At 62.8% G+C, this 22096-nt stretch carries 21 protein-coding genes; 13 read left to right on the top strand and 8 right to left on the bottom strand.

All coding sequences use genetic code 11. The features are described 5' to 3' along the window. The first annotated feature begins 6 nt into the window (after positions 1-6). On the top strand, positions 7-288 hold the full coding sequence (locus tag G7026_RS17300) for a hypothetical protein (RefSeq protein WP_181072158.1): 282 nt from the start codon (positions 7-9) through the stop codon (positions 286-288). A 69-nt stretch (positions 289-357) separates the two neighbouring features. Next, positions 358-1320 (top strand): L,D-transpeptidase family protein, encoded by a 963-nt coding sequence (locus tag G7026_RS17295; RefSeq protein ID WP_181072284.1) that lies wholly within the window; start codon positions 358-360, stop codon positions 1318-1320. Positions 1321-1380: 60 nt separating this feature from the next. Here the strand turns inward: G7026_RS17295 and G7026_RS17290 are convergent, their stop codons facing one another. Then, complete coding sequence (locus tag G7026_RS17290; RefSeq protein ID WP_138407500.1) at positions 1381-1635, bottom strand: Lpp/OprI family alanine-zipper lipoprotein; 255 nt, start codon at positions 1633-1635, stop codon at positions 1381-1383. 453 nt (positions 1636-2088) lie between these two features. Here G7026_RS17290 and G7026_RS17285 point away from each other — a divergent pair, with 453 nt between their 5' ends. After that, on the top strand, positions 2089-2376 hold the full coding sequence (locus G7026_RS17285; RefSeq protein WP_181072157.1) for a GNAT family N-acetyltransferase: 288 nt from the start codon (positions 2089-2091) through the stop codon (positions 2374-2376). A 48-nt stretch (positions 2377-2424) separates the two neighbouring features. Here the strand turns inward: G7026_RS17285 and G7026_RS17280 are convergent, their stop codons facing one another. Then, positions 2425-3501 (bottom strand): 3-deoxy-7-phosphoheptulonate synthase, encoded by a 1077-nt coding sequence (locus tag G7026_RS17280; RefSeq protein ID WP_181072156.1) that lies wholly within the window; start codon positions 3499-3501, stop codon positions 2425-2427. A 280-nt stretch (positions 3502-3781) separates the two neighbouring features. Between G7026_RS17280 and G7026_RS17275 the strand changes: the two genes are divergently transcribed. From G7026_RS17275 to cysB, 3 genes are all read left to right on the top strand, one after another. Next, positions 3782-4735, top strand: a complete 954-nt coding sequence (locus tag G7026_RS17275) for a putative 2-dehydropantoate 2-reductase (protein WP_181072155.1) — start codon at positions 3782-3784, stop codon at positions 4733-4735. Positions 4736-4880: 145 nt separating this feature from the next. Then, a complete protein-coding gene (locus tag G7026_RS17270) occupies positions 4881-5369 on the top strand; it encodes a universal stress protein (RefSeq protein ID WP_181072154.1) in 489 nt (162 codons plus the stop codon). A 125-nt stretch (positions 5370-5494) separates the two neighbouring features. Next, positions 5495-6469, top strand: coding sequence for an HTH-type transcriptional regulator CysB (cysB, locus tag G7026_RS17265; RefSeq protein WP_181072153.1), 975 nt, complete (start codon positions 5495-5497; stop codon positions 6467-6469). Positions 6470-6534: 65 nt separating this feature from the next. On the opposite strand, the gene G7026_RS17260 is transcribed toward cysB, so the two are convergent. Then, entirely contained in the window at positions 6535-7269 is a 735-nt protein-coding gene (locus G7026_RS17260) for a phosphoadenylyl-sulfate reductase (RefSeq protein WP_181072152.1), read from the bottom strand. A gap of 185 nt (positions 7270-7454) precedes the next feature. On the opposite strand from G7026_RS17260, the gene thrH reads away from it, so the two are divergent. Then, entirely contained in the window at positions 7455-8072 is a 618-nt protein-coding gene (gene thrH, locus G7026_RS17255; protein ID WP_181072151.1) for a bifunctional phosphoserine phosphatase/homoserine phosphotransferase ThrH, read from the top strand. A 49-nt stretch (positions 8073-8121) separates the two neighbouring features. On the opposite strand, the gene pabB is transcribed toward thrH, so the two are convergent. The 4 genes from pabB to rloA are packed head-to-tail and all read right to left on the bottom strand — an operon-like array spanning position 8122 to position 12556. Beyond that, a complete protein-coding gene (gene pabB / locus G7026_RS17250; RefSeq protein ID WP_181072150.1) occupies positions 8122-9462 on the bottom strand; it encodes an aminodeoxychorismate synthase component I in 1341 nt (446 codons plus the stop codon). 44 nt (positions 9463-9506) lie between these two features. Next, positions 9507-10490: an alpha-L-glutamate ligase-like protein gene (locus G7026_RS17245; RefSeq protein WP_181072149.1), complete on the bottom strand. Its 984-nt coding sequence runs from the start codon at positions 10488-10490 to the stop codon at positions 9507-9509. A 3-nt stretch (positions 10491-10493) separates the two neighbouring features. Further along, positions 10494-12020: an osmotic stress tolerance membrane protein RloB gene (gene rloB / locus G7026_RS17240; protein WP_181072148.1), complete on the bottom strand. Its 1527-nt coding sequence runs from the start codon at positions 12018-12020 to the stop codon at positions 10494-10496. A 5-nt stretch (positions 12021-12025) separates the two neighbouring features. Continuing rightward, the gene (gene rloA / locus G7026_RS17235) at positions 12026-12556 is read right to left on the bottom strand and encodes a retropepsin-like aspartic peptidase RloA (RefSeq protein WP_181072147.1); all 531 of its coding nucleotides are present in this window, start codon (positions 12554-12556) and stop codon (positions 12026-12028) included. A 243-nt stretch (positions 12557-12799) separates the two neighbouring features. Between rloA and G7026_RS17230 the strand changes: the two genes are divergently transcribed. From G7026_RS17230 to prpD, 6 genes are all read left to right on the top strand, one after another. Next, positions 12800-13522, top strand: a complete 723-nt coding sequence (locus tag G7026_RS17230; RefSeq protein ID WP_181072146.1) for a GntR family transcriptional regulator — start codon at positions 12800-12802, stop codon at positions 13520-13522. Then, positions 13519-14406 carry a methylisocitrate lyase gene (gene prpB, locus G7026_RS17225; protein ID WP_181072145.1) on the top strand — a complete coding sequence of 296 codons (888 nt, stop codon included), beginning with the start codon at positions 13519-13521 and terminating at the stop codon, positions 14404-14406. Before G7026_RS17230 ends, prpB begins: the two co-directional genes overlap by 4 nt. 77 nt (positions 14407-14483) lie before the next feature. Next, positions 14484-15611, top strand: a complete 1128-nt coding sequence (gene prpC / locus G7026_RS17220; protein ID WP_181072144.1) for a bifunctional 2-methylcitrate synthase/citrate synthase — start codon at positions 14484-14486, stop codon at positions 15609-15611. A 66-nt stretch (positions 15612-15677) separates the two neighbouring features. After that, positions 15678-18299 carry a Fe/S-dependent 2-methylisocitrate dehydratase AcnD gene (gene acnD, locus G7026_RS17215; protein WP_181072143.1) on the top strand — a complete coding sequence of 874 codons (2622 nt, stop codon included), beginning with the start codon at positions 15678-15680 and terminating at the stop codon, positions 18297-18299. Positions 18300-18343: 44 nt separating this feature from the next. Further along, entirely contained in the window at positions 18344-19537 is a 1194-nt protein-coding gene (prpF, locus tag G7026_RS17210; RefSeq protein ID WP_181072142.1) for a 2-methylaconitate cis-trans isomerase PrpF, read from the top strand. A 58-nt stretch (positions 19538-19595) separates the two neighbouring features. Beyond that, the gene (gene prpD, locus G7026_RS17205) at positions 19596-21080 is read left to right on the top strand and encodes a 2-methylcitrate dehydratase (RefSeq protein ID WP_181072141.1); all 1485 of its coding nucleotides are present in this window, start codon (positions 19596-19598) and stop codon (positions 21078-21080) included. An 81-nt stretch (positions 21081-21161) separates the two neighbouring features. On the opposite strand, the gene ppsR is transcribed toward prpD, so the two are convergent. Continuing rightward, positions 21162-21980, bottom strand: coding sequence for a posphoenolpyruvate synthetase regulatory kinase/phosphorylase PpsR (gene ppsR, locus G7026_RS17200; RefSeq protein WP_181072283.1), 819 nt, complete (start codon positions 21978-21980; stop codon positions 21162-21164). Positions 21981-22096: the final 116 nt, after the last annotated feature.

Genomic DNA, 22096 nt, shown 5'->3' with positions numbered 1-22096 from the left:
ACCCGGATGCCGCGCCCAAGCTGGACCCCCTACGCCTATCGGCTGATCGAGCCGGATGAGCAGTTCGACCTGTTCGCCTGCCGCGAGAATCGGCTGCATCTGGCTACCCGGCAACTGGAGTTGAATGGCACCGCTGACCGGACGCTCTGTGGCGGTCTGTTGCCTGCTCAGCCGCGCTGGCTCGAGCTGCAATTGCCGATGCTCAAGGATCGCCGCCTGTGCAGTGCCTGCCACGAGTTGCTCAAGGCACAGCGCAAAGGCCGTTCGGCCTCGACGCTCGCCTGGTAGCTCTCGCCGACGGCAGCGGTCAATGTACAATCGCAACTCATGAACGCTTCATTCCAAGGACTTCTGCCGATGCTGTCGCGTGCGCCTGCGCTGGTCTTCTGTCTGTCTCTCGCCGCCCTGTGCTCGACGTTACCGGCTGCTGCGCTGGAGTTGCCGTTGCCGCCCGACGGCAGCGATATCGTTGGCCAGGTCCAGGTGATCAAGGCCCGATACGAAGACACCTTCTCCGACATTGGCGACGCCAATGATCTGGGCTACCTGGAAATGGTCGCCGCCAACCCTGGCGTGGACCCTTGGCTGCCGGGAGAAGGCACCGACATCATTCTGCCGACGCGCTTCATCCTGCCACCTGGGCCGCGCGAAGGCATTGTGATCAATCTGGCCGAGTACCGCATGTATTACTTCCCGGCGGGCGAGTCGGTGGTTCACACCTACCCACTGGGCATTGGTAGGGAAGGTTGGGGCTCGCCGATCACCAGTACCCGCATCACTGTCAAGACGCCTAATCCGGCCTGGTACCCGCCGCAGTCGATCCGCGACGAACACGCCGCCGAGGGCGATCCGCTGCCGCGGGTGGTGCCGCCCGGGCCGGACAATCCGTTGGGACCCTACAAGATGACCCTGGCGCTGCCGGGCTACCTGATCCATGGCTCGAACAAGAAGTTCGGTATTGGCACGCGGGTCAGTCATGGCTGCTTCCGGATGCTCAATCACAACCTGCTCGAGCTGGCGGCGATGGTCCCGGTCGGCACCAAGGTGCGCATCATCGACGAGCCCTACAAGTTCGGCGTCAGCGAAGGAAGGATCTATCTGGAGGCGCATACGCCGCTGGAGGCTGAGGAAAAAGGCCTGTCGCTGATGGACAAGCATGCCGCGGTGATCAACAGCCTGCTCAGCCGTGGCGAGAGTACGGCCAACCTGCGGCTGGACTGGGAGATGATCCGCGACATCATCGCGGCCGAAGATGGGCTGCCGGTGCAGATCGCCGAGCCCGATACGACCGTTGCCACCCAGTTTGAACCGATCTTCTGACGAGGTTCTCGCGCATAAAAAAGCCGACCTCGAGGTCGGCTTTTTTTGTATCCGTGTCGCTTATTTGCGGCTGGCGCGTTCCAGCATGCGCAGTGCGCGCTCGTTGGCTTCGTCAGCAGTCTGCTGGGCCTTCTGAGCGGCAGCCATGGCTTCGTCAGCCTTGCGGTAAGCTTCGTCGGCACGGGCTTGGGCGCGGGCAGCGGCGTCTTCGGTAGCGGTCAGACGGGCTTCGCTTTCTTGGGTCATGTTATTGCTGCAACCGGTAGCCAGAACAGCGGCCAGAGCCAGAGCAGAGAATTTCAGAACGTTGTTCATCGTGTTCCCCTTAAGGTGGAATTCCATAAAGCAACTTCCCAGTCACGAAAAGTTGGCGCGCACATACTACCTATAACTGTTGGTAAGTAAACCGAGTCAGCACAACGGTAGCGTTTTTTTCCGACCCGGACGCGAATGCCAACTTTCAAGGGTGTTACGGACAACCGCATCAATTGTAAGTGCTTTATGAGGTCATACGATTTGGTTAGTAAGCGCATCTGCGATGTCGCTTGGTGGTATGTCAGCCAGAGGCCGGAAAAATTCCGCGAACCTGAGCTAAAAGCAACAATCCAATAGTATGTGCGTGCCGCCACGTTGCAGCGTTTCGTCTTCGCCGATTGTAGCGAAGTCCCGCGAGGCGTTAGCATGAGCGAACAAAGAGCGGGGTCTTAAGCCCCCATGAATCATGTCGCTGCGGGTCGTTCCGCAGTCTGACCCTGCCGAGGAATGACGATGAGCGATGCGCTGACCATTCACCATGACCAGGTCGGTCATCAATTCGAGATTACCCTCGAAGGCCATCGTGCCTATTTAGCCTATATGGACCTTGGCAAGCAGACCCTTGATATCTACCGTACTTTTGTTCCCAACGCCTTGCGTGGACGCGGTATTGCCGCGTTGCTGGCGCAGGAAGCACTCGATTACGCTGCACGCGAGGGTTATACGGTAATTCCGTCCTGCTCCTATGTGGAGCGCTACCTAGAACGACAGCAGCAGAAGGGCGTTGCCGCTTCGGAATAAAGCAAAAACGCCGGCGATCGCCGGCGTTTTTCATCGTGCGTCCGAGCGTTAGCCACGGGTGCGTTTGGGTAATACATCCTTGAGCTTGGCGTGCATGCCGAGCAGCGCCTTCTCGGTGGTTTCCCAGTCGATGCAGGCGTCGGTGATCGAAACACCGTACTTGAGGTCGGCGAGGTCTTTCGGTATGGACTGGCTGCCCCAGCCCAAGTGGCTCTCCACCATCAGGCCGACGATCGACTGGTTGCCTTCGAGAATCTGGTTGGCCACGTTTTCCATGACCAGCGGCTGCAGTGCCGGGTCCTTGTTGGAGTTGGCGTGGCTGCAGTCGACCATGATGTTCGCGGCGATTCCGGCCTTGGCCAGCTCCTGCTCGCAGATCGCCACGCTGACCGAGTCGTAGTTCGGCTTGCCGTTGCCGCCGCGAAGCACGACGTGGCCGTAGCGGTTGCCCTTGGTGGTGACGATCGATACGCCGCCTTCCTGATTGATGCCGAGGAAGCGATGCGGGCTCGAAACGGATTGCAGTGCATTGATCGCGACGGTCAGGCTGCCATCGGTACCGTTCTTGAAGCCGACCGCGGAGGAGAGGCCCGATGCCATCTCGCGATGGGTTTGCGATTCGGTGGTGCGAGCACCGATCGCCGACCAGCTGATCAGGTCCTGCAGATACTGCGGGGAGATCGGGTCCAAGGCCTCGGTAGCGGTGGGCAGGCCCATCTCGGCGAGGTCGCGCAGCAATTGGCGACCGATGTGCAGGCCATCCTGGATCTTGAACGAGTCGTCCATGTAGGGATCGTTGATCAGGCCTTTCCAGCCGACCGTGGTGCGCGGCTTCTCGAAATAGACGCGCATCACCAGGAACAGCGTGTCCGAAACCTTTGCCGCCAATTCCCTGAGCCGCCCGGCGTATTCGTGCGCGGCTTTCAGGTCATGGATGGAGCAGGGGCCGACGACGATGAACAGCCGGTGGTCTTTGCCATCGAGGATGTCCCTCACGACCTGGCGGCCATGGGCTACGGTCTTCAGCGCCGCGTCGGTCAGCGGAATCTCGTGTTTGAGCTGATCAGGGGTGATCAGGGTCTCGTTGGAGGCAACGTTAAGGTCATCGATCGGTAAATCAGCCATCGTGTCACTCGTCTATTCACAGGTGCGCTCCGTCTGCGGCCCGGTGCGGCGGAGCGATGCATGGCGCAGCGGGGAGGGAACCTTAGCGTTTATGGGGCCGGTCGACAATGGCAAGACCTGCGCCTGCGCCTGCGCTGCGCTCACCGATACCCGTAGGAAAATTGTCGGATATTCCGCTGGCCGATCCACTGTCTCGTTGTCTGCAAGGGCTGATATCGTCTGTGGCTTTATCGGTGCGCCTAGCGAGCACCAGCCATTTCCTGCCATGGAGCGTATTCACATGTCCGAATCCCGACCGCGTATCGGCGTCATTGGTACTGGCGCCATCGGTGGCTTTTACGGCCTGATGCTGGCCCGCGCCGGCTACGATGTTCATTTTCTTTTGCGCAGCGAATATTCGGCCGTGGCGGAGAACGGGCTGGTGGTCAACAGTGCCCAGCATGGCCCGCTCAAGCTCGAGCCGGTGCAGGCCTATCGCGATGCCGAACAGATGCCGCCTTGTGACTGGCTGCTGGTCGGAGCCAAGAGCACCAACAACGCTGCCCTGGTGCCGGCAATCCTGGCCGCGGCGGCACCAGACGCCAAGGTCGTGCTGCTACAGAACGGTCTTGGCATCGAGGACGGCTTGCGGCCGTTGCTGCCGCCGAACCTGCACCTGCTCGGTGGCCTCTGCTTCATTTGCGCGCACCGCTCGGCGATGGGTGTGATCGAGCACGAAGCGCTCGGCGGAATCAACATCGCCTACCACTCCGGCCCGGCAGACGGGCAGGAGGCGCAGATGTCTCTGGTGGAGGAGGGGGTCTCGCTGTTCAAGACAGCGGGCATCGACTCAACCGCCATGGCCGACCTCGCCCTGGCTCGCTGGCAGAAGCTGGTCTGGAACGCACCTTACAACGGTCTCTCGGTACTGCTTGGCGCCGGTACCAAGCCTTTGATGGAAAACCCCGACAGCCTGGCCCTGGTCAGGGCGATCATGGAGGAAACCTTCGCGGCCGCGACTGCCTGCGGGTGTCAGCTTCCCGAGGTGCTGGTGGACAGGATGCTGGCGGCGACCAGCCGGATGCCGGACTACCTGCCGAGCATGTATCACGACTTCATGCATCGCAGGCCCATGGAGCTCGAGGCGATCTATGCGGCGCCACTGGCCGCGGCAGCCCAGGCCGGCTTCCCGATGCCGAAAACCGAGGCGTTGTTGCAGTCGCTGCGCTTTCTCGAGGCACGCAACCTCGGTTGACTACCTGTCGTCGCGTCAGTGGCCGATAGTGTGACGGCGGTTATATAAGTGTCACCTGGAGTCTGGCTAGTGGCCATCCTCCACCGCCGAGGCGTCGGTCGGCTGCTAAGCTTTGATCGGGTCTGACTGCAGTCGAGGAGGCCGCGTGATCCGATCAATTCTCTATGCTACGGACTTGAGTCTGTACGCAGCCTATGTATTGCAGCACGCGCTCTCGCTCGCCCGAGCCTATCGGGCGGACCTGTATGTCGTGCATGCGGTCGAGCCGTTGGGGTTGTTCGCCGAGTCGGTGTTGCAGACCTACCTCGATCGGGACGCCATCGATTCGCTGCATGAGGGTGGGCTGTCGGCGGTGATGGCCAATCTCGAGGCGCGTGTGCACGAAGGCTTCATGGATGATGTGGGCGAGGGCATCGACGATCGTGCACTGATCCGCGCCGTGCGTGTGGTACAGGGCGATCCGCCGCAGGTGATTCTCGCCGAGGCCGAGCGTCTCGGCGTCGACCTGCTGGTGATTGGCAGCCACAGCCATGGCTTCGGTCTGGACACCCCGCTGGGACGGACAGCGGCGCGGCTGGTGCAACTGGCAGAGGTGCCGGTCTACCTGGTACCCATGCTGCCCCACCGTATGTGAAAGCCTGCGAAGCGCGCCACTTAGATTCCCAAGCAAAGTGTAGAAAAAGATCTAGAATCTCAGCACAGCCAGCCATATGGTTATAAACCTGCGGCTGGCCATGCCCTGACCTTTGAGGATCGTTTATGAAGCTGCAACAACTGCGCTACATCTGGGAAGTGGCGCACCATGACCTCAATGTCTCAGCCACTGCGCAAAGCCTGTTCACCTCACAGCCTGGTATCAGCAAACAGATACGTCTGCTGGAGGACGAACTCGGTGTCGAGGTCTTCGCCCGGAGTGGCAAGCACCTCACGCGCATTACGCCGGCGGGCGAGCGGATCATCCTCACTGCAGGCGAGATTCTGCGCAAATGCGAAAGCATCAAGCAGATCGCCCAGGAGTTCTCCAACGAAAAGAAGGGCACCCTGACCATCGCCACCACCCATACTCAGGCGCGCTATGCGCTGCCCACGGTGATCGGTGACTTCATCAAGCAATATCCCGATGTCTCCCTGCACATGCATCAGGGCACGCCGATGCAGATCGCCGAGATGGCCGCCGACGGGACCGTGGATTTCGCCATCGCCACCGAAGCGCTGGAGCACTTCGGCGATCTGGTGATGATGCCGTGCTACCGCTGGAACCGTTGCGTGATCGTGCCCCAGGGGCATCCGCTGGCCAAGCTCGGCAAGCTGACCCTCGAGGCGCTGGCCGAGCACCCGATCGTCACCTATGTGTTCGGCTTCACTGGACGCTCCAAACTCGACGAAGCCTTCAGTCATCGAGGGCTGTCGCCCAGGGTAGTGTTCACTGCGGCCGATGCCGACGTGATCAAGACCTATGTGCGGCTCGGCTTGGGCGTCGGCATCGTGGCCCGCATGGCGGTCGATGCCAAGCTTGATCAGGACTTGGTGGTGCTCGATGCCAGCGAGCTGTTCGAGGCCAGTGTGACCAAGATCGGCTTTCGTCGCGGCACCTTCCTGCGCGGTTTCATGTGTGACTTCATCCAGAAGTTCGCGCCCCACCTGAACCGTGACGTGCTGGAAAAAGCCATCCAGTGCCACAACAAGGCCGAGCTGGACGAGCTGTTCGCCGACGTTGAGCTGCCCACGCACTAAGCAGTCCGTACGAAAAAAAGCCATTCGGTACTGCCGAATGGCTTTTTTTGTCGCTATGGGTGCTGTCAGGCTTTGGCGATCAGGTTGCCCGCGTGCAGTCCGCATTCTTTGTGGGTGGCTTCCTCCCACCACCAGCGACCCTCGCGTTCGTGCTGGTTGGGCAGCACCGGGCGGGTGCAGGGTTCGCAGCCGATGCTGACGAAGCCGCGCTCGTGCAGACTGTTGTAAGGCACTTCGAGCATGCGGATATAGCCCCACACTTCCTCGCTGGTCATCTGCGCCAGCGGGTTGAACTTGATCAGGGCGTTGTCCGGCGTGGAGAAGGTCGTGTCGAGCTCCATTACCGCGACCTGGCTGCGGGTGCCAGGGCTCTGGTCGCGACGCTGGCCGGTGGCCCAGGCGCGCACAGTGGCGAGCTTACGGCGCAGCGGTTCGATCTTGCGGATTCCACAGCACTCGCCGTGGCCGTCGCGGTAGAAGCTGAACAGCCCCTTCTCTTTGACCAACGGTTCGAGCAGGGCAGGGTCGGGCGTCTGGATGTCGATGGCGATGTTGTAGTGCTCACGAACCTGCTCGATGAAACGATAGGTTTCGCCGTGAAGACGCCCGGTATCGAGGGTGAACACCTTGACGTTCTTGTTCAGCTTCCACGCCATGTCTACCAGCACCACATCCTCGGCGCCGCTGAAGGAAATCCACAGGTCGTCGCCGAACAGATCGAAGGCAAGGGCGAGAATCTCCTGCGGCGACTTGCTGGCATAGGTCGCGGCGAGTTCGGCGATGTCGAAGGTTTGGCTCATCAGGCGGTTCCTTTATATGACGCTTGGCGGCGCTCTCAGGGGCGGGGATGGTAGCAAAACAGCGTTATGCCTCTAAATAATCTTTAACGCATAAAACCCCTTCATCAAGGAATAAGCGTTGCGTTGCTTCACCTCCGGCTTGCCGCTAGAGTGCCGCTTCTTTTATTCGCATTAGGAGTGGCCCTGTGGAAATAGCCTGCCTCGACCTTGAAGGCGTACTGGTCCCGGAAATTTGGATCGCGTTCGCCGAAAAGACCGGCATCGAGTCGCTGCGGGCGACCACACGGGACATTCCCGATTACGACGTGCTGATGAAGCAGCGTCTGCGCATCCTCGACGAACATGGCCTCAAGCTGGCCGATATCCAGTCGGTGATCGCTACGCTCGAGCCCCTGGAGGGCGCCGTGGAGTTCGTCGACTGGCTGCGCGAACGCTTCCAGGTGGTGATTCTGTCGGACACTTTCTACGAGTTTTCCCAGCCACTGATGCGCCAGCTCGGTTTCCCGACACTGCTGTGCCACAGGCTGATCACCGACGAGACTGACCGTGTAGTGGATTACCAGTTGCGCCAGAAGGATCCGAAGCGTCAGTCGGTCATCGCGCTCAAGAGTCTCTATTACCGCGTCATCGCTGCCGGCGATTCCTACAACGACACCACCATGCTGTCCGAAGCGCATGCCGGGATTCTGTTCCACGCACCGGAAAACGTGATTCGGGAGTTCCCGCAGTTTCCTGCGGTTCACACCTATGAAGCTCTCAAGCAGGAATTCATCAAGGCCTCGAACCGTACGCTCAGCCTCTGACCCATCGCAGGCGCGACGGGCCGGGTCGCAGAACGGTCTGCGCGCCGGTTCAGCCGTGCTCCAGCGTCTGCATCAGGACGCGGACTTTGGTCAGCGACTCCTGATATTCCTCCTCGGGGTCCGAGTCTGCGACGATCCCGCCGCCGCCCCAGCAGCTGATTCGCCCCTCGCAGGCGAGCAGGGTGCGGATGGTGATCGAGCTGTCCATCTCGCCTCGCACATCGATATAGAGCAGCGATCCGCAATAGATGCTGCGGTCGGTCGGCTCCAGCTCGTCGATGATCTGCATCGCCCGTATCTTTGGCGCGCCGGTGATCGAGCCACCGGGAAAGCTGCCGGCCAGCAGGTCGAAGGCGTCTTTTCCAGCAGCCAGGGTGCCGGTGATGCTGCTGACCAGGTGGTGCACGTTCGGGTAGCTTTCCAGGGCGAACAGCTCCGGCACCCGAATGCTGCCAATCTCGCAGGTGCGGCCCAGGTCGTTGCGCAGCAGATCGACGATCATCAGGTTTTCCGCGCGATCCTTCGTGCTGGCGAGCAAGGCGTTGGCCTGTTCGGCATCGGCCTGGGCCTCCGCCGAGCGAGGGCGCGTGCCTTTGATCGGTCGGGTCTCTACCTGGCCGGAATGGCTGCGTAAGAAGCGCTCTGGGGAAAGGCTGAGAACGGCGCCTTCGGCGAGCGACATGAAGCCAGCGAAGGGCGTGGGGCAGGCCTCGCGCAAGACGCTGTAGGCCTGCCAGGGATCGCCGGCGTAGGTGGCGGAGAAACGCTGCGCGTAGTTGACCTGATAGCAGTCGCCGGCGCCGATGTAGCGCTGGATGCGTTCGATCGCACGGCGGTATTGCGCCGGCTGCTGGTCGGCGGCGAAGGGCTGCAACAGGCGAAACTGCGACCCGACTGCTTCGAACGGCTCGCTGAACACCGCTATCAACCGTTGTTGCTCCGCACTGGAAACGCTCGGGTGGAAAACCAGCTGACAGGTGCCCATGCGGTGATCGGTGATCAGCGCCCAGCCGTAGAGCCCCAGCCGTGCAGGCGGCAGCGTCAGGTCGCTGGCGGTTGTATGCGGAAGGCGCTCCAGCTGGCGGCCGAAATCGTAGGCCAGCAGGCCGATCAGCCCGCCAGCGAACGGCAGCTCGCAGCCCTCGGGCAATTCGGCGCTGCCCAGCTCGGCAAGCGCCTCACGCAGCCGCTGGAAGTATGCCGCTCCGTTTTCTTCCGGTTGCGCCTGCAGGATGCGCCGGGGCCAGGCGCTCATCAGGTCGTAGCGGCCGCGGTCGGCGGCGGGGCGGCCGGAATCGAGCAGGACTGCGCCGGGGGCCTGGCGAATACGTTCGAAGCGGCCGCGCGGGTCGGTCTCGTAGGGCAGTGGGTGTAGCGTGCAGAGCGCCATGGGTAGCTGCGTGTGGAGCGCTCCCGCGTCGGGCGGGAGGTGGCTCAGTCGTGGATGGGGACGTGGCCGAACAGTTCCTGGGCGAACTGCACACGCTCATCGGCTGTTTCCTGAATGCCCTTGGCCTTGAGTTCGGCCAGGCGCGCCTCGACGGCATGGGCTCGGTGGGTCAGGCCGCAGTCGTTGGCGATCTGGATGTTGAGGCCGGGGCGCGCGTTCAGCTCCAGAATCAGCGGGCCTTTTTCCTGATCGAGCACCATGTCGACGCCAATGTAACCCAGTCCGCACAGCTCGTAGCAGCCGGCCGCAAGGCTCATGAAGCCATTCCAGTTGGGCAACTGCACGCCGTCCACCGCATTGGTGGTATCAGGGTGCTTGGTGATCTTGTTGTTCAGCCAGGTGCCGCGCAGGGTGACGCCGCTGGCCAGGTCCACGCCCACGCCGATGGCGCCCTGGTGCAGGTTCGCCTTGCCGCCGGACTGGCGGGTCGGCAGGCGCAGCATGGCCATGATCGGATAGCCCATCAGCACGATGATGCGGATGTCCGGTACGCCTTCGTAGCTGATGCTCTTGAATATCTGGTCCGGGGTGACGCGGTATTCGATCAGCGCGCGGTCGCGATGACCGCCCAGCGAGTACAGCCCCGTAAGGATGTTCGAGATCTGATGTTCGATCTCGTCATGGCTGATGATCTTGCCCGAGACGGTGCGGTAGCGGCCTTCGAAGCGATCGGCGATTACCATGATGCCGTCGCCGCCGGCGCCCTGAGCGGGCTTCACCACGAAGTCGGGGTGATCCTTGATGATCTCCGACAGGTTGGCGATGTCCTTTTCGGTCTCGATGATGCCGTACATCTCTGGCACGTTGATCCCGGCTTCGATCGCGCGCTGCTTGGTGATGATCTTGTCATCGACGATCGGATACAGGTTGCGCTGGTTGTACTTGAGCACGTAGTCGGCGTTTCGCCGGTTGATGCCCATGATCCCCTTGGCTTCGAGGGCTTTCCACGTCTTGATCAGGCCGAACATGGATCAATCCTTCAGAAAGGCTTTGAAGCGGATCAGCTCCGACAGTCGATAGCCGCGGTAGCGGCCCATCGCCAGCATGAAGCCCACCAGGATCAGCAATACGGCCGGGAACGTGAAGACGAAGTAGACGACTTCCGGAATGCTCATCAGCACGTGCGCCAGGGACGCCGCGATGATAGTGCCGACGCCGACCTTGAAGGCGTGGCCGCCGCCGCGTTCTTCCCAGCTGATCGACAGGCGTTCGATAGTCATGGTCAGGATCACCATCGGGAACAGGGCGACGGATAGCCCGCGCTCCAGGCCCAGTTTGTGGCTGAGCAGGCTGATCACGGCGATCAGCACCACGACGAAGGTCAGCACCACTGACAGTCTGGGCAGCATCTGCAGCTTCAGATGTTCGAGGTAGGAACGTAGCGAAAGGCCAAGCGCGGTAATCAGGGTGAACAGCAGGATGCCGAAGCCCAGCTGCGTCTCGCGGAAGGCGAGGGCGATCAGTACCGGCGTGAACGTACCCAGGGTCTGGATGCCGATCAGGTTACGCAGAATCAGGATCACCAGAACGCCGATCGGGATGACGATCATGATCTGGTAGGTCTGCTGGGTAGAGAGCGGCAGGCCATACAGCGAATAGTCGAGGAAGGCGCCGTCGGTGTTCTCGTCGGTCAGCTTGGCCAGGCGAATGGCGTTCATCTCGCTGTTGTTCAGGGTGAAGCTGATGCGCGGATTGCGACCGCCCTCGACGGTGATGAGCGGCTCGTCGCCGGTCCACCAGACCAGTCGATCGGCTGGCAGACCCTGATCGCCGTTCTCCGGATTGAAGTAGAGCCAGCGGTTGCCGTTGAAGCTGCGTAGCCAGAGTTCGGGGGACTGCTGTTGCTCTGCGACCAGGCGTACGGTGTGTACGCGCTCCATCGGCACGTGGGCGATGGACAGCAGCAGCTCGATCACGCGGGCCTTGTTCGGCGTCGAAGCGTCGCCGCCGAGCAGCAGCTTGACGTTGTCATCGTTGGCATTGTTCACGCGCTTGATGGCTTCGCTGATGAAGGTTTCGACATCGGCCGAATGCTGGCGGATCGGCGAAAGCAGGGCTTCGGCGGCGATTTTCTCCGGCCCTTCGACCGGGATGCTGTCGCGGAAGATCGGGCCGCTGGGCTTGGTCTGCTCGCCGCTGTAGCGCTTGGTCAGTACCAGGCGGTAGTACAGGGTCTGGTTGCCGCTGGCACGGCGTGCAGACCAGGTCACCCGCCGGTTGTTTTCGCTGCGGTTGACGCTCACGCCGTAGTTGTTGGAGATGAAGCTTTCGTTGAGGCTGACGAATTCCTGGTTGAGCGGTGGCACGAACATCTGCACCTTCACCGGTTCGCGCGGGTTGGCCTGGAATTCGACCTTGGCGTCGATGTTCCACAGGTCATCGGTTTCATCTTCGGTCACCGGAATGCCGAGGACGAAGATCTGGTAGCCCGTTACTGCCACGCCGATGGCGACGAGCAGAAAAATCAGGACCTTCAGATGCAGGGTAAGAGCGCGCATGTGTATTACTCGTCAGCGGAATCTTTGAGGCAGCCGGGCTTACCGGCGGCATAGGAGAGACTGGGGTCGATCAGTGCGCCGAAGCGTGAAAGCGCATCGGAACCGATCAGCAATGGGTATTGGAAAGCGGTACGGTCGGTCAGGTTCACTTCAACGTTTCGCCTGACCTTGCCCATGCACAGTTCGAGCTCGATGACAGGGCGGGCGGTGTAGGTTTTCTCTTCTTCGGGATCGAAGTCGCCGGCGCGCCGCTTGATCTTGCTCACCCGCATCAGCGGGCGTTCGATGGGGTGTTCGTGGGCATCGTCGATCGCCAGGTAGAAGCGGACCCAGGAATCGCCCTTGCGCTTGAAACGCTCGATGTCTCGGGCGCTCAGCGACGCGGTCTGCGCGCCAGTGTCGAGCTTGGCCTGCACCTCGAGCCCGAACTCGGGCAGCGCCACGTTTTCGTTCAGACCGTAGATGGTTTTCTCGGTGGCCACTGCACTGGCGCAGCCGATCAGGCCGAATAAAAGAAGGTAGGGTTTGAGGCTCATAGATCCTGTGGAGTCGGTTTCAGGCCTGGGTAGGCAGGGTGCCGGCGAACGGAGTCGGCCAGCTGGACCCAGGCGTAACAAGGCGCGGATTCTAGCATGGGGGGTCGTCGGTCGCGACAGGCGGTTCATGTGACCTCCGCAAAGCGTCTGCAGGTATATTGTCGACAATCCCGTGGATCCTGTTGACCGTTCCGGGCTTGAGGCGTAGTTTTTGCCTTTAATTGCGATGCTGGTGTAGACAATATGCTCGAATCCCTTGAGTTTCCCCCGACAGCGACGCTGGACAGCGAAACCCTGTCGGAGCATGTGTTCCGGCGCATCCAGTCGGCCATCGTGCAGGGGCATATTGCGCCGGGCAGCAAGATCTCCGAGCCGGAGCTGGCGCGCACCTATGGCATCAGTCGCGGACCGCTGCGCGAGGCCATTCACCGCCTGGAGGGGCAGAAGCTGCTGGTGCGGGTGCCGCATGTGGGCGCGCGGGTAGTGTCCCTGGATCACCGCGAGCTGGTCGAGCTGTACGAGATTCGCGAATCGCTCGAAGGCATGGCCTGCCGGCTCGCGGCCGAACACATGAGCCAGGCCGAGATCGACGAGCTGCGCCGGGTACTGGAGACCCACGAACGCGACGAGGCTTTCCGGGCCGGCATCGGCTACTACCAGCAGGAAGGCGATTTCGATTTCCACTACCGGATCATCCAGGGCAGCGGCAACCGTACCCTGGCCAAGCTGCTGTGCGACGAGCTCTACCAGCTGGTGCGCATGTACCGCATCCAGTTCTCCGCAACGCCGAACCGCCCACACCAGGCGTTCGCCGAGCATCACCGCATTCTCGATGCCATCGCCGACCGTGACGGCGAGCTGGCCGAGCTGCTGATGCGCCGCCACATCGGCGCGTCCAAGCGCAACATCGAACGTCACTTCAAAGACGCAACGGACCAGACAGCCAACCAAAGAGGTGAGTCATGACTCAAGCATCTGCCGGGCAGCGCTTTCGCGATGCGGTCGCCAGCGAACATCCGCTGCAGGTGGTCGGCGCGATCAACGCCAACCACGCCCTGCTGGCCAAGCGCGCCGGCTTCAAGGCGATCTATCTGTCCGGCGGCGGGGTGGCGGCCGGCTCGCTGGGCCTGCCCGACCTCGGCATATCGGGGCTGGACGACGTGCTCACCGATGTGCGCCGCATCACCGATGTCTGCGACCTGCCGTTGCTGGTCGATGTCGACACCGGTTTCGGCTCCTCGGCCTTCAACGTGGCGCGCACCGTGCGCTCGATGATCAAGTTCGGTGCCGCGGCCATCCATATCGAGGACCAGGTCGGCGCCAAGCGCTGTGGCCATCGGCCGAACAAGGAGATCGTCTCGCTGCAGGAGATGGTCGACCGGATCAAGGCGGCGGTCGACGCGCGCACCGACGACAGCTTCGTGATCATGGCGCGTACCGACGCGCTGGCAGTGGAGGGGCTGGAGGCCGCCCTGGAACGCGCCGAAGCCTGTGTCGAAGCGGGGGCGGACATGGTCTTTCCCGAGGCGATCACCGAGCTGGAGATGTACCGGCAGTTCGCAACGCGGGTGAAGGCGCCGATCCTGGCCAACATCACCGAGTTCGGCTCGACGCCTCTTTATACGACCGAAGAGCTGGCGAGCGCCGACGTCTCGCTGGTGCTTTATCCGCTGTCGGCGTTCCGCGCGATGAACAAGGCCGCCGAGAGCGTCTACACCGCGATCCGCCGCGACGGCACCCAGAAGAACGTGGTGGACACCATGCAAACGCGCATGGACCTGTACGAGCGCATCGGCTACCACGCCTACGAGCAGCATCTGGATCAGCTCTTCGCGCAGAAGAAGGGCTGATCAACCCGGGCGGGGCATCGGCCGCCCGCCTGACGCCAATTGGCAGCATCCAGAATAAATCCAATAAGGAGAGTGCGATGGCTGAAGCAAAGGTATTGAGCGGCGCAGGCCTCAGGGGCCAGGTCGCGGGACAAACGGCGCTGTGCACCGTGGGCAAGACCGGTGCGGGGCTGACCTATCGCGGCTATGACGTACGCGAACTGGCCGCTGGGGCCGATTTCGAGGAGGTCGCCTATCTGCTGCTGTACGGCGAGCTGCCCGATCGGACCCAGCTCGCCGATTACCGCGCGCGGCTCAAGGGCTTTCGCGAGCTGCCGCGGGCGCTCAAGGAAGTGCTCGAGCGCATTCCCGCCACGGCGCACCCGATGGACGTGATGCGTACCGGCGCGTCGATGCTGGGCAACCTGGAGCCGGAAACCGGCTTCGAGCAGCAGCAGGACAGGGCCGACCGTCTATTGGGCGCGCTGCCGGGGATCATGACCTACTGGTATCGCTTCTCCCATCAGGGCGTGCGCATCGAGTGCGACAGCGACGAGGCGAGCATCGGCGGGCATTTTCTCGCGCTGCTGCACGGCAAAGCACCTAGCGAGCTGCATGTCCGGGTGATGAACGTGTCGCTGATCCTCTATGCCGAGCACGAATTCAACGCCTCGACCTTCACTGCGCGGGTCTGCGCCTCGACCCTGTCGGACCTGTATTCCTGCGTGACTGCGGCGATCGGTTCGCTGCGCGGTCCGCTGCACGGCGGGGCCAACGAGGCGGCCATGGCGCTGATCGAGCGTTTCGACTCGCCCGAGCAGGCACGCGCCGAGTTGCTCAAGATGCTCGAGCGCAAGGACAAGATCATGGGCTTCGGTCATGCCATCTACAAGGATTCGGACCCGCGCAACGAGGTGATCAAGACCTGGGCGAAGAAGCTCGCCGACGAGGTGGGCGATACGCGCCTGTACGCCGTATCCGAGGCCATCGACAAGACCATGTGGGAGGAGAAGAAGCTGTTCCCCAATGCCGATTTCTACCATGCCTCGGCGTACCACTTCATGGGCATCCCGACCGAGCTGTTCACCCCGATCTTCGTCTGCTCGCGGGTGTCCGGCTGGTGCGCGCACGTCTTCGAACAGCGGGCCAACAACCGCATCATCCGTCCGAGCGCCGAATACACCGGTGCCGAGCAGCGCCCCTTCGTCGCCATCGACCAGCGCTGAGCGCCCAGGGCGCCGCGCAGGCGGCGCCCGCCATTTCATAGGCCACCTTGTGATCGAGTCCTGAGCATGAACACTGCACACCGCAAGCCGCTGCCGGGCAGCCGGCTGGATTATTTCGATGCCCGTGAAGCGGTCGAGGCCATTGCGCCAGGCGCCTACACGAAGCTGCCCTATACCTCCCGCGTGCTGGCCGAGAATCTGGTCCGTCGCTGCGATCCTGAGTCCCTCGAGGCCTCCCTCAGGCAGCTGATCGAGCGCCGGCGGGACTTGGACTTCCCCTGGTTTCCCGCACGGGTGGTCTGCCATGACATCCTCGGCCAGACCGCCCTGGTGGACCTGGCCGGGCTGCGCGATGCGATCGCTGAGCAGGGCGGGGATCCTGCGATGGTCAACCCGGTGGTGCCGACACAGCTGATCGTCGACCACTCGCTGGCGGTGGAATGCGGCGGCTTCGATCCGGATGCCTTCGCCAAGAACCGCGCCATCGAAGACCGTCGTAACGAAGACCGCTTCCACTTCATCAACTGGACCAAGAAGGCCTTCAAGAACATCGACGTGATTCCGCCGGGCAACGGCATCCTGCATCAGATCAACCTGGAGCGGATGAGCCCGGTGATTCAGACGCGTGACGGCGTGGCCTTCCCCGATACCCTGGTGGGGACCGACTCGCACACGCCGATGGTCGACGCGCTGGGCGTGATCGCCGTCGGCGTCGGTGGCCTGGAAGCCGAGAGCGTGATGCTGGGCCGGGCCTCCTGGATGCGCCTGCCGGACATCGTCGGCGTCGAGCTCACCGGCAAACCGGGCCCGGGCATCACTGCGACCGACATCGTGCTTTCGCTGACCGAGTTCCTTCGCCAGTCCAGGGTGGTGGGCGCCTACCTGGAGTTCTTCGGCGAGGGAACCGCCAACCTGACCCTGGGCGACCGCGCCACCATCGCCAACATGGCGCCCGAATTCGGCGCGACGGCCGCGATGTTCTACATCGATCAGCAGACCATCGATTACCTTCGCCTGACCGGCCGTGAGGACGAGCAGGTGCGGCTGGTCGAAAGCTATGCGCGCGAAACCGGCCTGTGGGACGACAGCCTCGCCAGTGCCGAATACGAGCGCGTGCTGCACTTCGACCTTACCAGCGTCGTGCGCACCCTGGCCGGCCCCTCGAACCCGCACCGGCGCCTGCCGGTTTCCGAACTCGCCGCGCGTGGCATCGCCGGACCGGTCGAGCAGCAGCCGGGGCTGATGCCCGATGGTGCGGTGATCATCGCTGCCATCACCAGCTGCACCAACACCAACAACCCGCGCAACATGATCGCCGCAGGCCTGCTGGCGCGTAATGCCAATCGGCTCGGCCTCCAGCGCAAGCCATGGGTGAAGTCCTCGCTGGCGCCGGGTTCCAAGACCGTCGCGCTCTACCTGCAGGAGGGCGGCCTGCTGCCGGAACTCGAGCGTCTCGGTTTTGGCGTGGTGGCCTTCGCCTGCACCACCTGCAACGGCATGTCCGGTGCGCTGGACCCGGCGATCCAGCAGGAAATCATCGAGCGCGATCTTTATTCCACCGCCGTGCTGTCGGGCAACCGCAACTTCGATGGGCGGATCCATCCCTACGCGAAGCAGGCGTTCCTGGCATCGCCACCGCTGGTGGTGGCCTATGCGATCGCCGGCACCATCCGCTTCGACATCGAAAAGGACGTGCTAGGGCTGGACGCCGAAGGTCGGGAGATCCGCTTGAAGGACATTTGGCCGAGCGACGAGGAAATCGACGCCGTGGTGCGCGCGTCGGTCAAGCCCGAGCAATACCGCAGCGTCTACATCCCGATGTTCGCCATCCAGGAAGACACCGGGCCCGCGGTCAGCCCGCTCTACGAATGGCGCCCGATGAGCACCTACATCCGCCGTCCACCTTATTGGGAAGGCGCACTGGCCGGGGCACGCAGTCTCAAGGGGATGCGGCCGCTGGCGGTGCTGCCGGACAACATCACCACCGACCACCTTTCGCCGTCCAACGCCATTCTGGCCACCAGCGCGGCGGGTGAGTATTTGACGAAGATGGGCCTGCCCGAAGAGGACTTCAACTCCTACGCGACCCATCGCGGCGATCACCTGACCGCCCAGCGCGCCACCTTCGCCAACCCTCAGCTGATCAACGAGATGGCGGTGGTGGACGGGCAGGTGAAGCAGGGTTCGCTGACCCGCGTCGAGCCGGACGGAACCGTCATGCGCATGTGGGAGGCCATCGAGCTGTACATGCAGCGAAAGCAACCGCTGATCATCATCGCCGGGGCCGACTACGGGCAGGGCTCGTCTCGTGATTGGGCGGCGAAGGGTGTGCGGCTAGCCGGTGTCGAAGCCATCGTGGCCGAGGGGTTCGAGCGCATTCACCGCACCAACCTGATCGGCATGGGCGTTCTGCCGCTGGAGTTCGAGCCGGGTGTGACGCGCCTTACCCTGGGCATCGACGGCAGCGAGACCTACGACGTGCTGGGCGAGCGCACCCCGCGCGCGACGCTGACGCTGGTCATTACCCGGCGCAGCGGCGAGCACCTGGAGGTGCCGGTGATCTGCCGCCTCGATACCGCCGAAGAAGTCTCCATCTACGAAGCCGGCGGCGTGCTGCAGCGCTTTGCCCAGGACTTCCTGGAATCCTCCGTAGAGGCCACCGCCGCCGCGCGTTCGGCCGCTGTATAGCGCCGGCCGGAGCGATTCCCGCAGACCCGTTCAAGGAGAGTTAGATGGCCGCCGTACCACAGATTCGAATCCCCGCCACCTACATGCGTGGCGGTACCAGCAAGGGCGTGTTCTTCCGTCTTGAAGACCTGCCCGCGCGCGCGCGCGTGCCGGGCCTGGCCCGCGATGCACTGTTGCTGAGGGTGATCGGTAGCCCCGACCCCTATGGCAAGCAGATCGATGGCATGGGTGGGGCGACGTCCAGTACCAGCAAGACGGTGATCGTGTCGCGCAGCAGCCGGCCCGGTCACGACGTCGACTACCTCTTCGGCCAGGTGTCGATCGATGCGGCCTTCGTCGACTGGAGCGGCAACTGCGGCAACCTGTCGTCGGCCGTCGGGCCGTTCGCCATCGCCGCAGGGCTGGTCGACGCCGAGCGGGTTCCGCGCAACGGTTTGTGCACGGTGCACATCTGGCAGGCCAACATCGGCAAGACCATCGTTGCGCAGGTGCCGATCGTCGAAGGGCAGGTGCAGGAGACCGGTGACTTCGAGCTGGACGGTGTGACCTTTCCGGCCGCCGAGGTCCAGCTGGAGTTCCTCGATCCCGCCGACGAGGGAGACGGAGAGGGCGGCGGTGCCATGTTCCCAACCGGCAACCTGGTCGATGAGCTCGACGTGCCCGGCGTCGGTACGCTTCGCGCGACGCTGATCAATGCGGGTATCCCGACCATCTTTCTCGAAGCCGAGACGCTCGGTTACACCGGCACCGAGCTGCAGGAGGCCATCAATGGCGATCCGGCGGCCTTGCTCAGGTTCGAGACCATCCGTGCCCACGGTGCGCTGCGCATAGGGCTGATCGCGTCGCTGGACGAGGCCGCCAAACGCCAGCACACGCCGAAGGTCGCCTTCGTTGCGCCGCCAGTCGGTTACCTGTCCTCCAGCGGCCGAAACGTCGCCGTCGAAGATGTCGATCTACTGGTACGCGCGCTGTCGATGGGCAAGCTGCACCACGCCATGATGGGCACCGCCGCCGTGGCCATCGGCACGGCCGCCGCGATTCCCGGCACCCTGGTCAACCTCGCCGCCGGTGGTGGCGAACGCAGTGCGGTGCGTTTCGGTCATCCCTCGGGCGTTCTGCGGGTCGGCGCCGAAGCGCGCCAGGTGAACGGCCAGTGGCAGGTGACCAAGGCGCTCATGAGCCGCAGCGCGCGGGTGCTGATGGAAGGCTGGGTACGCGTCCCGGGCGACGCGTTCTGACCGGAGCCAGCGGCCGCGCCATCATTTTTCCTGCCATCAGCCTGATAAGGTGAGAAGCATGAGCGCCAATGTCGATCTCAACGAACGTCCCGATTACGACCAGGTGATTCAGGACATCGCCGATTACGTGTTGAGTTACCGCGTCGAGTCGGCCGAGGCCCTGGATACCGCCCGCAACTGTCTGATGGACACGCTGGGTTGCGGCCTGCTGGCGCTGCGTTTTCCCGAGTGCACCAAGCACCTCGGGCCGCTGGTCGAGGGCACCCTGGTGCCTCATGGCGCGCGGGTGCCAGGCACCAGCTTCCGGCTCGATCCGGTCAAGGCGGCGTGGGACATCGGCTGCATCGTCCGCTGGCTGGACTACAACGACACCTGGCTGGCCGCCGAATGGGGGCATCCGTCGGACAACCTCGGCGGCATCCTGGCGGTGGCCGATCACCTGTCGCAAAAGCGCGTGGCCAATGGCGAGGTGCCATTGACCATGCGTACCGTGCTCGACGCGATGATCATGGCGCATGAGATCCAGGGCGTGCTGGCACTGGAGAACGCCTTCAATCGCGTCGGGCTCGACCATGTCTTCCTGGTCAAGCTGGCGTCCACGGCCGTTACCGCGAAGCTGATGGGGGCGAGCCGGGAGCAGCTCCTGTCGGCGCTGTCCCATGCCATCGTCGACGGCCAGGCGCTGCGCACCTACCGCCATGCGCCCAATGCGGGGTCACGAAAATCCTGGGCGGCGGGCGATGCGACCAGTCGTGCGGTGCGCCTGTCCGATATCGCCCTGCGTGGCGAGATGGGTATTCCCGGCGCACTCAGTGCACCGCAATGGGGCTTTTACGACGTGCTGTTCAGCCACACCAACAAGGATCTGGCGACCAAGCTGCCAGCGCTGCGGCAGTTCAGTCTGCCCCAGCCGTACGGCTCGTACGTCATGGAGCATGTGCTGTTCAAGATCAGCTTTCCCGCCGAGTTTCACGCCCAGACCGCCGCCGAGGCCGCCGTCATCCTGCACCCGCAGGTGCGCGAACGGCTGGAGCGGATCGAGCGGATCGTCATCACCACCCATGAGTCGGCGATCCGCATCATCTCGAAGGTCGGCCCGCTGGCCAATGCGGCCGACCGCGATCACTGCCTGCAATACATGGTCGCGGTGCCGTTGCTCTATGGCGATCTGACGGCCGAGCAGTACGAGGACGCGTTTCACGCCGAACATCCGCTGATCGACCAACTGCGCGACAAGATGGAGGTGGTGGAGGACGAGCGTTACAGCCGTGAATACCTGGAGCCGGACAAGCGCTCCATCGCCAATGCGATCCAAGTGTTCTTCGATGATGGGACCTGTACCGAGCAGGTGAAGGTGGAATACCCGATTGGCCATCGCCGTCGGCGGGGGGAAGGCATCCCACTGCTGGAGCGCAAGTTCGCCAGCAACCTGGCGACCCGCTTTCCCGGCCAACGATGCGAGCAGATCCTTTCACTGTGCCTGGATCAGGCGGCACTGGAGGCGACGCCGGTGCACCGCTTCGTCGATCTGTTCGTGATCTGATCGGCCTGCGGCAATTGATCTCGGGCTTTGTAACAAAGTGTCCGCACCAAGCCGCTTTTGCGTTGTCTACGAAGGCGTCGGTTATTTGAGCCGGCGCTCGACGCCTTTTTCCACGAGGATCTTCGCAGAGATTTCCTCCACCGAAAAATGCGTCGAGTTGATGAAAGCGATGTTCTCGCGGCGGAACAGCGCTTCGACCTCGCGGACTTCGAATTCGCACTGGGCGAAACTGGCGTAGCGGCTGTTGGGCTTGCGTTCGTTGCGGATCGCGGTGAGGCGGTCGGGGTCGATGGTCAAGCCGAACAGCTTGTCCTGGTACTTCTTCAGCGCCGCCGGCAATTGCAACCGCTCCATGTCGTCTTCGGTGAGCGGGTAGTTGGCGGCGCGAATGCCGAATTGCATGGCCATGTACAGACAGGTCGGGGTCTTGCCGCAGCGGGACACGCCCACCAGGATCAGGTCGGCCTTGTCGTAGTAGTGAGTGCGGGCGCCGTCGTCGTTATCGAGGGCGAAGTTGACCGCCTCGATGCGCTCCATGTAGTTGGCGTTGTGACTGATGGAATGGGATTTGCCTACGGAGTAGGAGGAATGTGACATCAGCTCATGTTCCAAAGGAGCAAGGAATGAAGAAAAGATGTCGATCATGAAGCCATTGGATTCGGCCAGGATGTCCCGGATTTCCTGGTTCACCAGCGTATCGAAAATGATCGGCCGGGCGCCGTCCCTGTCGGCCGCCGTATTGATCTGCTGCACCATAGCCCGCGCTTTGTCCGCCGTATCGATATACGGCCGCGTCAGTTTGGTGAAGGTAATGTTCTCGAATTGGGCGAGTAGGCTCTGGCCCAGCGTTTCCGCGGTAATGCCAGTGCCGTCGGAGATGAAGAAAGCTGTTCGTTTCATTGCACCTTGGGCCTTAAGTCGAGAACCGTTCTTGGCTATAGTAAGGCCCGTTTCGCCGAGCGCAGACTGGCGGGCATTGTTACTGATTTCGCACAGCCAGACCACACTAACGCGGC

This window comes from Stutzerimonas azotifigens (assembly GCF_013522725.1).
In the GTDB taxonomy this organism is placed as follows: Bacteria; Pseudomonadota; Gammaproteobacteria; order Pseudomonadales; family Pseudomonadaceae; genus Stutzerimonas; species Stutzerimonas azotifigens_A.
The sequence above is the reverse complement of the archived record's forward strand: the minus strand, read 5'-3'. Positions and strand labels throughout refer to the sequence as shown.

Excerpts from the sequence above, each read along its gene's own strand:
- G7026_RS17300 (WP_181072158.1), top strand. The coding sequence starts at position 7 with ATGCCGCGCCCAAGCTGGACCCCCTACGCCTATCGGCTGATCGAGCCG.
- G7026_RS17295 (WP_181072284.1), top strand. The coding sequence starts at position 358 with ATGCTGTCGCGTGCGCCTGCGCTGGTCTTCTGTCTGTCTCTCGCCGCC.
- G7026_RS17290 (WP_138407500.1), bottom strand. The coding sequence starts at position 1,635 with ATGAACAACGTTCTGAAATTCTCTGCTCTGGCTCTGGCCGCTGTTCTG.
- G7026_RS17285 (WP_181072157.1), top strand. The coding sequence starts at position 2,089 with ATGAGCGATGCGCTGACCATTCACCATGACCAGGTCGGTCATCAATTC.
- G7026_RS17280 (WP_181072156.1), bottom strand. The coding sequence starts at position 3,501 with ATGGCTGATTTACCGATCGATGACCTTAACGTTGCCTCCAACGAGACC.
- G7026_RS17275 (WP_181072155.1), top strand. The coding sequence starts at position 3,782 with ATGTCCGAATCCCGACCGCGTATCGGCGTCATTGGTACTGGCGCCATC.
- cysB (WP_181072153.1), top strand. The coding sequence starts at position 5,495 with ATGAAGCTGCAACAACTGCGCTACATCTGGGAAGTGGCGCACCATGAC.
- G7026_RS17260 (WP_181072152.1), bottom strand. The coding sequence starts at position 7,269 with ATGAGCCAAACCTTCGACATCGCCGAACTCGCCGCGACCTATGCCAGC.
- pabB (WP_181072150.1), bottom strand. The coding sequence starts at position 9,462 with ATGGCGCTCTGCACGCTACACCCACTGCCCTACGAGACCGACCCGCGC.
- G7026_RS17245 (WP_181072149.1), bottom strand. The coding sequence starts at position 10,490 with ATGTTCGGCCTGATCAAGACGTGGAAAGCCCTCGAAGCCAAGGGGATC.
- rloB (WP_181072148.1), bottom strand. The coding sequence starts at position 12,020 with ATGCGCGCTCTTACCCTGCATCTGAAGGTCCTGATTTTTCTGCTCGTC.
- rloA (WP_181072147.1), bottom strand. The coding sequence starts at position 12,556 with ATGAGCCTCAAACCCTACCTTCTTTTATTCGGCCTGATCGGCTGCGCC.
- G7026_RS17230 (WP_181072146.1), top strand. The coding sequence starts at position 12,800 with ATGCTCGAATCCCTTGAGTTTCCCCCGACAGCGACGCTGGACAGCGAA.
- prpB (WP_181072145.1), top strand. The coding sequence starts at position 13,519 with ATGACTCAAGCATCTGCCGGGCAGCGCTTTCGCGATGCGGTCGCCAGC.
- prpC (WP_181072144.1), top strand. The coding sequence starts at position 14,484 with ATGGCTGAAGCAAAGGTATTGAGCGGCGCAGGCCTCAGGGGCCAGGTC.
- acnD (WP_181072143.1), top strand. The coding sequence starts at position 15,678 with ATGAACACTGCACACCGCAAGCCGCTGCCGGGCAGCCGGCTGGATTAT.
- prpF (WP_181072142.1), top strand. The coding sequence starts at position 18,344 with ATGGCCGCCGTACCACAGATTCGAATCCCCGCCACCTACATGCGTGGC.
- prpD (WP_181072141.1), top strand. The coding sequence starts at position 19,596 with ATGAGCGCCAATGTCGATCTCAACGAACGTCCCGATTACGACCAGGTG.
- ppsR (WP_181072283.1), bottom strand. The coding sequence starts at position 21,980 with ATGAAACGAACAGCTTTCTTCATCTCCGACGGCACTGGCATTACCGCG.